This is a genomic window from Streptomyces sp. NPDC035033, from assembly GCF_040636735.1.
Lineage (GTDB): Bacteria > Actinomycetota > Actinomycetes > Streptomycetales > Streptomycetaceae > Streptomyces.
This window is the reverse complement of sequence record NZ_JBEZUZ010000057.1, coordinates 42,862-48,861: the sequence shown is the minus strand read 5'-3', so window position 1 is coordinate 48,861 and position 6,000 is coordinate 42,862. Positions and strand designations below refer to the sequence as shown.

The window sequence follows — 6,000 nt, the reverse complement described above, 5'->3', positions numbered from 1 at the left end:
CGCCGAGCGCGCCGCCGCGATCGGCGGGCGGGGTGGCGGCCCAGCCGGGCAGCGCGGCCCGGGCGGCGCGCACGGCGGCGTCGACGTCCTCGGCGGTGCCGGCGGGGACATGGGCGATGACCTGCTCGGTGGCGGGATCGACGACGGGGATCGTCCCGGAGGTGGCCGCGGGGCGCCACTCCCCACCGATGTACATCGCGTCGTGGGCCTTCATCAGCTTCCCCATCCCTCTCCACTCGACCGCGCGCCTGCGGCGGGGCCGAGCGGCTCGGCCCCGCCGCCCCAAACTAGCGCTGATAGTTTTAGGGCGCCAGGGCCTGCCGGAGTGGGGCGGGTCTCATCGCGCGGCGGCCCGCCGCGCCCCGGACGGCGCGGGGGCCCGCGCCGGACGCCGGCCGGCCCGGGACGGGGCCGACGGTACCGGACGCGGGGGCGGCGCGGACCCCTCGCGGGAGCCGGCGAGGGGGCGGCGCGGCCCCGTCGTTCAGAGGGTCTTGTCGACGTCGGTGAGGTGGGCGAAGACGACGATGTTCGCGTCGTAGCCGGACTCGCGGTCGTAGGCGCCGCCGCAGGTCAGCAGGCGCAGTTCGGGCCGGCCGGTGGAGCCGTACACCTCCTCGTCGGGGAAGGCGGACTTCGGGTAGGTGCGGACCCGGTCGACGGTGAAGACGGCGACCCGCCCGTCGGCCCGGGCGACCCGGACGGTGTTGCCGGGGCCGAGGGAGCCGAGGTCGAGGAAGACGGCCGGCCCGGTCCGCGTGTCCCGGTGGCCGACCACCACGGCCGTGCCGCGCTCGCCGGGCGACGGGCCGCGCGCGTACCAGCCGGCCTTCCGCGGGTCGTCGACCGGGGGCACGTCCAGCCGGCCCTGCCGGTCGAGCCCCAGGTCCAGAACGGGCGCCTCGACGGTGATCGCGGGCACGGCGAGGAGCGTGGGGCGCGAGCGGGTGAGCGGGGCGGGAGGAGCGGGGGGCGGCGCCGGTTTCCGCGGCCGGGCGGCGGGCGCCCCGGCGCGGCCCGTCCCGGCGTCGGCCCGGCCCGCGGCGGCGCTCCGGTCCCCGGCGTCGGTACGGCCCCCGGGCCCGGCCCCCGGGCCGGAGCCGTCCTCGCCGCCGGCCGCCGGGGCGCCGGGGGCGGACCCCTCGCCCGCCGCCCCGGGGACGGGCTTGGCGTCGGCCCCGGCGACGGGCCGCCCGTCGGCGGGGCCCCCGTCCCCGGCCCACCACGCTCCCCCGGTCACCAGGACCGCGGCCACCGCCACGGTCCTGGTGAGCCGGAGGAGCCGCCGCTGCCGGCGCGTGAGACGGGCCTTACGCCGCGCCATCGTTGCGGCGGCGCGAACGGCGGATCAGCACCAGACCGACGGTGCCGGCGAGGCCGGCGGCGACGGCGGCACCGACGCCGAAGGCGGAGGAGTCCTCCTCGGCCGCGATCACGGCGCTGCCGCCGCCGCCGGCGCCGACCGGGCCGTGCGGGGGCTTGTGGTGGCCGTGACCGCCGTTGCCGTTGCCGCCGTTGCCCCCGTCCGGGCAGTCGACCTTGAAGACCTTGTGCTTGCCGGCGCCGCTCCCGCCCTCGATGTTCCAGGTGAGCTTGTACATGCCGTCGGCCAGCTTGAGGTCATCGGTGCGGCCCGTGCCGTCGGTGAGCTTGAGCGAACCGCTCAGGGCGGCGTCGGAGTTGCCGTCCGGCTGGGGCATGATCTCCCACGTGACCCACTGGTCCGGATCGAAGTTGAAGCCGACGAGGTAGAACTCGCAGACCTTCGGCTCGTTCTTGGGGTCGGTCTTCGGGGTGGTCGACTTGTGGATCTTCACGTCGCCGTTGTCGCCGGGAGCGGCGTACGCGGCCGGGGCGCCGCCCAGGAGGGCGAGGCCGGCGAGGGCGAGACCGGACGCGGCGGCGAGGGGCCGGGCGGTACGAGCGAACATACGGGTGCCTCCATGAGGACGTCGTCGGACATTTCAACCGATAATCCGACTATCCGTCACATCAGGGACACGAACGGTGACGACATGCGCGCGCCGCCCCGTCCCTCCCCCGTCCGGCCCAGCCGGCGGAGGGACGGCCCCGGACCGGCCGGTCCCCGCCCGTCCGGCCCCGGCCCGCCCGGCCCGGCTCAGACGATCCCGAAGAGGACCGCCGCCGCGAGGACGACCAGCGAGGTGAGCGCCGCCCACTTCACCGTGAAGCGGGTGTGGTCGCCGAACTCCACCTTCGCCAGGCCCACCAGCACGTACGCGGCCGGGACGAGCGGGCTCGACATGTGCAGGGCCTGGCCGGCCAGCGAGGCGCGGGCGATCTCCAGCGACGAGACGCCGTGGGCGGCGCCGGCCTCGGCGAGGACGGGCAGCACGCCGAAGTAGAAGCCGTCGTTCGACATGAAGTAGGTGAGCGGCAGGCTCAGCACGCCGGTCACGATCGCCATGTGCGGACCCAGCGCGTCCGGGATGGCGCCCACCAGCCAGTCGGCCATGTGCCCGACCATGCCGGTGCCGGTGAGGACGCCGGTGAAGACGGCGGCGGCGAAGACCATGCCCGCGACGTTGAGGACGTTGTCCGCGTGGGCGGCCAGCCGCTCCTTCTGCTCGGCGGGGCGCGGGAAGTTCACGGTGAGCGCGAGGGCGGCGCCGAGGAGGAAGAGGACCGGGATCGGCAGCAGTTCGAGGATCATCGCGGTCAGCAGGGCGACGGTCAGGGTCGCGTTGAACCAGTACAGCCGGGGCCGCAGGGTGGCGCGGTGCGGGTCGAGCCCCTGGAAGCCGGGGGTCCCGGAGCCGTCGCCCGGCACGCCCGTGTCCGCGTCCGTACCCGCGTCCGCGCCCGGGTCCGCGCCCGGGTCCGTCCCGGCGGGGGCGCCCGCCGTACCGGCCGTCCGCTTCGTCCGGCGGCCCCCGGCCCCGGCCGTTGCGCCGCCGGCGCCCACCAGGACGGTCTCGCCGCCGGCCGTCCCGCCGGCGAGGGCCTCGTCGAGGGTGAGGTAGCCGATCCGCTTGCGCTCGCGGCGGCCGAGGACGTACGCGAGGGCGATCACGAAGAGCAGGCCGACCGCGAGGGCCGGGATCATCGGGACGAAGATGTCACCGGCGTCGAGCTTGAGCGCGGTCGCGGCGCGGGCGGTGGGGCCGCCCCAGGGCAGGGTGTTCATCACGCCGTTGGCGGTGGCCGCCACGCCGGTGAGGACGACGAGGCTCATGCCGAGCCGCTTGTAGAGCGGGTACATCGCCGAGACGGTGATCATGAAGGTGGTGGAGCCGTCGCCGTCGAGGGAGACGATCGCGGCGAGCACCGCCGTGCCGACCACCACGCGCACCGGGTCGGCCTTGCAGAAGCGCAGGATGGCCCGGACGATCGGGTCGAAGAGGCCCACGTCGATCATGACGCCGAAGTAGACGATCGCGAACATCAGCATCGCCGCGGTGGGGGCCAGCTTGCCCACGCCGTCGATGACGTAGTCGCCGAGCTGCGCGCCCTGCCCGACCGCGACGCAGAAGAGGGCGGGGACGAGGACGAGCGCCGCGATCGGCGACATCTTCTTCGTCATGATCAGGACCAGGAAGGTCGCGATCATGACGAAGCCGAGGACGGTCAGCATGGAGGCACCTCACGTTCACCGTTGAACAGCCGCCGAGCGGCGGTCCGGATGACCGTAGGTGCCTCCTTCCGGCCTCAACAAGGGGTCGGCGCGTGAGCAATACGAGCAAAACCCCAGGTCACGACAGGGGAGCCGGCTCCAGGGGGGCCACCTCGACGGGGAAGCCGTTGAGGACCGCGGTCCCGGAGAGCGGGTCGAGCAGGGTGCCGTCGAGGAGCTGGTTGACGTTGACGCCGGGGCGGGCGGCGGCGACGGCGAGCCGGGTGCCGGGCCGGTCGTGGCCCCAGCCGTGCGGCAGGCTGACGACCCCGGGCCGTACCGCGTCGGTGACCTCGACCTCCGCCGTCAGCTCTCCGCCCGCGCCCTTGATCCGGGCGGGGGCGCCGTCGGCGAGCCGCAGCCGGCCGGCGTCGTCCGGGTGCACCTGGAGGGTGCAGCGGTTCGAACCGCCGGTGAGGGCGGGGGTGTTGTGCAGCCAGCTGTTGTTGGACCGCAGGTGGCGGCGGCCCACCAGCCGGAGGGTTCCCGGCTCCGGTACGGCGGCGAGGGCGGCCCGCAGCCGGGGCAGGTCGGCGGCGATCGGGTCGGGGAGGAGCTCGATCCGGCCGCTGCGGGTCTTCAGGACCTCGTCCAGGCGGGGCTTGAGGGGGCCGAGGTCGATGCCGTGCGGGTGGGCCTTCAGCTCGTCGAGGGTGAGGCCGTACGGGCCGAGGCGCAGCATCAGGTCGAGCCGCCGCTCGGCCCCGTTCGCCCCGGTGAGCCCGGCGGCGAACTCCTTGGGGTCGGCGCCGTACGCGGGCGAGTGCGGCTGGGTGACGGCCTTGGCCAGGGTGGTGTCGACGGCGAGGTCGTCGACGGCGGACGGCGGGGCCCCGTGCATGCCGGAGACGGCGAGGACGAGCCGGGCGTGGATCTCGCACTCGTCCATGCGGCCGGCCTCCAGGGGGACGGCGGCCGGGGTGTAGCGGACCTGGTCGCGGACGGCGAAGCCGTTGAAGGCGAAGTCGAAGTGGGCGCTCTGGGAGGGCGGCGGCGGGGGCAGCAGGACATCGGCGTGGCGGGTGGTCTCGTTGAGGTAGGGGTCGACGCAGACCAGCAGGTCGAGGCCGTCGAGGGCGGCGTCGAGCCGGAGCCCGTCCGGGGCGGAGAGGACGGGGTTGGCGGCGATGGTGATCACCGCCCGGACGCGGCCCTCCCCCGGGGTGTCGATCTCCTCGGCGAGCGCGGCGAGCGGGAACTCCCCCTTGACCTCGGGGTGCCCGGAGACGCGGCTGTGGCGGCGGCCGAGGACGAAGCCGCGGCCGGGCCCGGCGGGGCGGGGCGCGGGGGCGGTGGCGGAGCGGGGGAAGAGGGCGCCGCCGGGCCGGTCGAGGTTGCCGGTGAGGACGTTGAGGACGTCGACGAGCCAGTTGGCGAGGGTGCCGTGGGCCACGGTGGAGCTGCCCATCCGCCCGTAGACGGCGGCGGCGGGCGCGGCGGCGAGCTCCCGGGCGACGGCGCGGATGGTGCCGGGGTCGAGCTCGCAGACGGGGGCGACGGCCTCGGGCGTGAACTCCCGCACGGCGTCCCGCACCCGGTCGATGCCCTCGGTGCGGTCGGCGAGCGGTCCGGGGGCGGCGAGGTCCTCGGCGAAGAGGGTGTGGACGAGGGCGGCGAGGAGGAGGGCGTCGGTGCCGGGGCGGGGGGCGAGGTGGCGGTCGGCGAGGCGGGCGGTGCGGGTGCGGCGGGGGTCGACCACGGTGAGGGTGCCGCCGCGCCGGCGCAGCGCGGCGAGCCGGCCGGGGAAGTCGGGGGCGGTGCACAGGCTTCCGTTGGAGTCCAGCGGGTTGGCGCCGACGACCAGGAGGTGGCCGGTGCGGTCCAGGTCGGGCACGGGGACGGCGAAGGGGTCGCCGAAGAGGAGGCCGCTGGAGACGTGCTTGGGCATCTGGTCGAGCGTGGAGGCGGTGAAGAGGTTGCTCGTGCCCGCGGCGCGGAGGAGGAGCGGCGGGTAGAGCGCTCCGGCCATCGTGTGGACGTTGGGGTTGCCCAGGACGATGCCCAGGGCGTCGGGGCCGTGGTCCTCGATCAGCGGGCGGATCCTCGCCGCGATCGTGTCGAAGGCCTCCTCCCAGCTCGCCTCCCGCAGGGCGCCGTTCTCGCGGACGAGCGGGGTGCGCAGCCGGTCGGGGTCGGCGTCGACCTGGGGCAGGGCGGCGCCCTTCGGACAGACGAAGCCTCGGCTGAAGACGTCGTCGCGGTCCCCGCGGGCGCCGGTGACCCGGCCGCCGTCGAGGGTCAGGACGAGTCCGCAGGTCGCTTCGCAGAGGGGGCAGATGCGCGGGGCGGTGGGCATGCGGTCTCCCGTGGACGGCGGGGCGGCGGGGCGGCTCGCGGTGAGCATACCGACCGGTAGGCACGTCGGG

5 protein-coding genes are annotated in these 6,000 nt (G+C 75.8%); all 5 read right to left on the bottom strand.

The features are described 5' to 3' along the window. A partial coding sequence (locus tag AB0E83_RS22585; protein ID WP_362114643.1) for an aldehyde dehydrogenase family protein occupies positions 1 to 214 on the bottom strand: 214 nt, incomplete at its 3' end. Between the two features lie 270 nt (positions 215 to 484). Beyond that, positions 485 to 1,255, bottom strand: a complete 771-nt coding sequence (locus tag AB0E83_RS22580; RefSeq protein ID WP_362114638.1) for a class F sortase — start codon at positions 1,253 to 1,255, stop codon at positions 485 to 487. A 55-nt stretch (positions 1,256 to 1,310) separates the two neighbouring features. Next, positions 1,311 to 1,931 carry a hypothetical protein gene (locus AB0E83_RS22575; protein ID WP_362114635.1) on the bottom strand — a complete coding sequence of 207 codons (621 nt, stop codon included), beginning with the start codon at positions 1,929 to 1,931 and terminating at the stop codon, positions 1,311 to 1,313. 188 nt (positions 1,932 to 2,119) lie between these two features. Next, complete coding sequence (locus tag AB0E83_RS22570) at positions 2,120 to 3,595, bottom strand: citrate:proton symporter (protein ID WP_362114632.1); 1,476 nt, start codon at positions 3,593 to 3,595, stop codon at positions 2,120 to 2,122. A 118-nt stretch (positions 3,596 to 3,713) separates the two neighbouring features. Next, complete coding sequence (locus AB0E83_RS22565; protein ID WP_362114629.1) at positions 3,714 to 5,930, bottom strand: molybdopterin oxidoreductase family protein; 2,217 nt, start codon at positions 5,928 to 5,930, stop codon at positions 3,714 to 3,716. Positions 5,931 to 6,000 lie beyond the last annotated feature (70 nt).